This window comes from uncultured Thermomonas sp., from assembly GCF_937872235.1.
Classification (GTDB): Bacteria; Pseudomonadota; Gammaproteobacteria; order Xanthomonadales; family Xanthomonadaceae; genus Thermomonas; species Thermomonas beijingensis.
The window spans coordinates 1-2,673 of sequence record NZ_CALMPC010000065.1 but is presented as its reverse complement, the minus strand read 5'-3'; the positions used below and the strand labels follow the sequence as shown (position 1 = coordinate 2,673).

2 protein-coding genes and 1 pseudogene are annotated in these 2,673 nt (G+C 59.7%); 1 reads left to right on the top strand and 2 read right to left on the bottom strand.

The window, feature by feature from the left end:
- Positions 1-74: 74 nt before the first annotated feature.
- Together QWB57_RS05755 and QWB57_RS05750 are read right to left on the bottom strand one after the other, a co-directional pair.
- Positions 75-1,217: a glycosyltransferase family 4 protein gene (locus QWB57_RS05755; RefSeq protein WP_288968711.1), complete on the bottom strand. Its 1,143-nt coding sequence runs from the start codon at positions 1,215-1,217 to the stop codon at positions 75-77.
- Complete coding sequence (locus tag QWB57_RS05750) at positions 1,210-2,076, bottom strand: glycosyltransferase family 2 protein (protein WP_288968709.1); 867 nt, start codon at positions 2,074-2,076, stop codon at positions 1,210-1,212. The genes QWB57_RS05755 and QWB57_RS05750 overlap by 8 nt, the downstream gene beginning before the upstream one ends.
- Positions 2,077-2,246: 170 nt before the next feature.
- Between QWB57_RS05750 and QWB57_RS05745 the strand changes: the two are divergent.
- Positions 2,247-2,673: pseudogene (locus QWB57_RS05745) on the top strand (type IV-A pilus assembly ATPase PilB); the annotation flags it as partial.

Below are 2,673 nucleotides of genomic sequence, written 5' to 3'. Positions count from 1 at the left end.
GCTACATATTGTCCTTAATTCAAGACAAAGCATTACCCTAAGGACACTTTGTGTGCCGCCGAATCATGCCCAACTTACTCCAATGCCGCCCGCAACTTCTCCCCAAACAGCGGCCAAGCAAAGCCACTGGCAAACTGCTGCGCGCCCGCCCGGCTTGCGCCATCCCCAGCCGCCAGCACCTGCAACACGGCACCACTGAGTGATGCGTAGTCACCGGGGGGCACCAGCCGCCCGGACCGACCTTCGGCCACGGCATCCACAATCCCGCCGGTGGCAAAGGCCACGGTGGGTAGGCCGTGGGCTGCCGCCTCGATAGCCACCATGCCAAAGCCTTCGGGATCGCCCGGAATTTCGCGCACCGGGAACACGTGGACGGCAGCACTTTCGTAAGCGCAGGCCAGTGCGTGGGGGTCGGTGATCACGCCAAGGAAACGCACATGACTTCCAATGCCCGCAGTATCGGCCACCGCCTGAATGCTGTCACGGGGCTGCACGCCGGCCAGCAATGCATTACTGGGTGCTTCGCCAATAATCACAAGGAGCGTATCGGATGCCTGTTTGACGATCTCGGGCAATGCGTTTTGCACGAATTCGCGCAGCCCTTTGCGCGTTGTCAGCCGTCCAATCGACAGCAGTAAGCGCGCATCGCCCAACGCATGCCAATCGCGGAAGTCATGCAAGTCTTCCGGTGGCTGTGGCGAGGAAAGCAAACTGACGCCGGGATGCACAATGCAAACCTTGTGTTCCGCCACACCCAAGGCCCGCACCAAATCTTCCGTGGGCTGGCTGTTGGCAATCACAATGTCCATCCGTCGCAGGATCGGATGCCAAATGGCGCGATACATGGGGTGGCGCACCGCCACATCCAGCCCATGTACATACACCGCTGCACGCGCGCCGCAGGCACGCGCTGCCAGCCATGCCGCAGGCGCGGTCAGGCCGCTGCCGGCCAGAACCAGATTCGGCTTGCGCGTGCGTGCCAGCCACAGCGCACGCCATGCCGAGGCCAACAAGAATCGCCATAACGGGCGCAGCGGAACCTCAGCCAGCGCAACAGACGTGGGTTTGAGCGATGCGGCACCTTGTGGCCCAACGACATCGACGTCAGCCCACTCCGACAACGTATTGGCAATATGCCAGTTGAGCCTTTCCATCCCACCCACCAAGGGTGGCAAGTTGCGGGTGATGTGGAGGATGCGTGGACGACGCTCAACCATCGCGTCGATACGTGAGGTTCGTTATTTGCTCGGAAATCAACCCAATCAAAAACACAATCACCGCCGCACTAAACAACAACATACTCATATTTGTAAAGCGACCGCCTTCATAAAAAGTCCAGCCATACCACCCTAACCCGGTGAGAAAAAACACCACCGCCGTTGGGATAAATAACTTCAATGGCGAATACAAGCTGGCAATTTTGAAGATAATCAGCAGGAAACGCACACCGTCTTTAAGTGGGCGGATATGGCTGTTGGTGCCCACGCGTTTAGCCACCGGGATCGGCACATAGGCCACCGGGTAGGCGCTGCGGAAAAACGCCATGGTGCTGGTGGTGGGATAGGAAAACCCATTGGGCAACAGATGCAGGAATTCCTTGAACTTGTCTGCACGGACGGCGCGAAAGCCCGAGGTGAGATCAAGAATCTTGTGCCCGGTCATCCAGCTAGCCAGGCGATTGTAAAAACCATTGGCAAGCCCACGCGAAAAATTGGCTTGCCCGCTGGCATCACGCGCACCCACCACCATGTCGTAGCCTTCATCGAGCTTGGCCAGCAGCGCGGCAACGTGTTCTGCGCCGTGCTGGCCGTCGGCGTCCATGAAAACGAGAATTCCGCCACTTGCCGCACGTGCGCCGCGTTTGACTGCTGCGCCATTGCCCATGGAATAGGGCGAGGACAGCACCCGTGCGCCGTGCTCGGTGGCAACGACTGCAGTGGCATCGGTGGAACCATCATCGACAACGATGATTTCAGCATCGGAAAACCGTGAGCGAAGTGCCGGCAGCGTTTGCCGCAGACCATCGGCTTCGTTCTTGGCAGGCAGGATGATGCTGAGTGGCGTGGCGTTCCCCATTTGCCAAAGGTAGCCCGAACATCGCCGCAGGGAAAGCCGCTGATGGCTTGCCGCCACCCAAGGCTCCATCCCAACGGTCATTCGTTTTTGCCTGCGTACTCTTTTGCGCTAAAGTCACCGCGTTCCCGGGGAGATCCACACCAATGAGTACTGCACCTGCCGCCAATCTGATGGGTATCACCGGCATCGCCCGACGTCTGGTCATGGACGGCGCGCTGGACGAGGCGGTGGCGCGCAAGGCGATGGACGCCGCCACTGCCGAGAAGTCACCACTGGCGGCGTATCTGGTGCAACACCGGCTGGCATCGCCAGCAGCGTTGGCGGCCGCCAATTCGGTGGAATTCGGCATGCCGATTGTGGATGCACTGGCGCTGGATCCGGCCCAATCCGCGATCACTTTGGTCAAGGAAGACTTGCTGCGCAAGCATCAGGTGTTGCCGCTGTACAAGCGCGGTAACCGCCTGTTCGTGGGCACATCAGACCCCACCAACAACCAGGCGTTGGAGGAACTCAAGTTCCACACCAACCTGGCGGTGGAACCGATTTTGGTGGATGCCGACCGCATCAAGCGCTGCCTGGATCTGTGGTTGGAGGCCG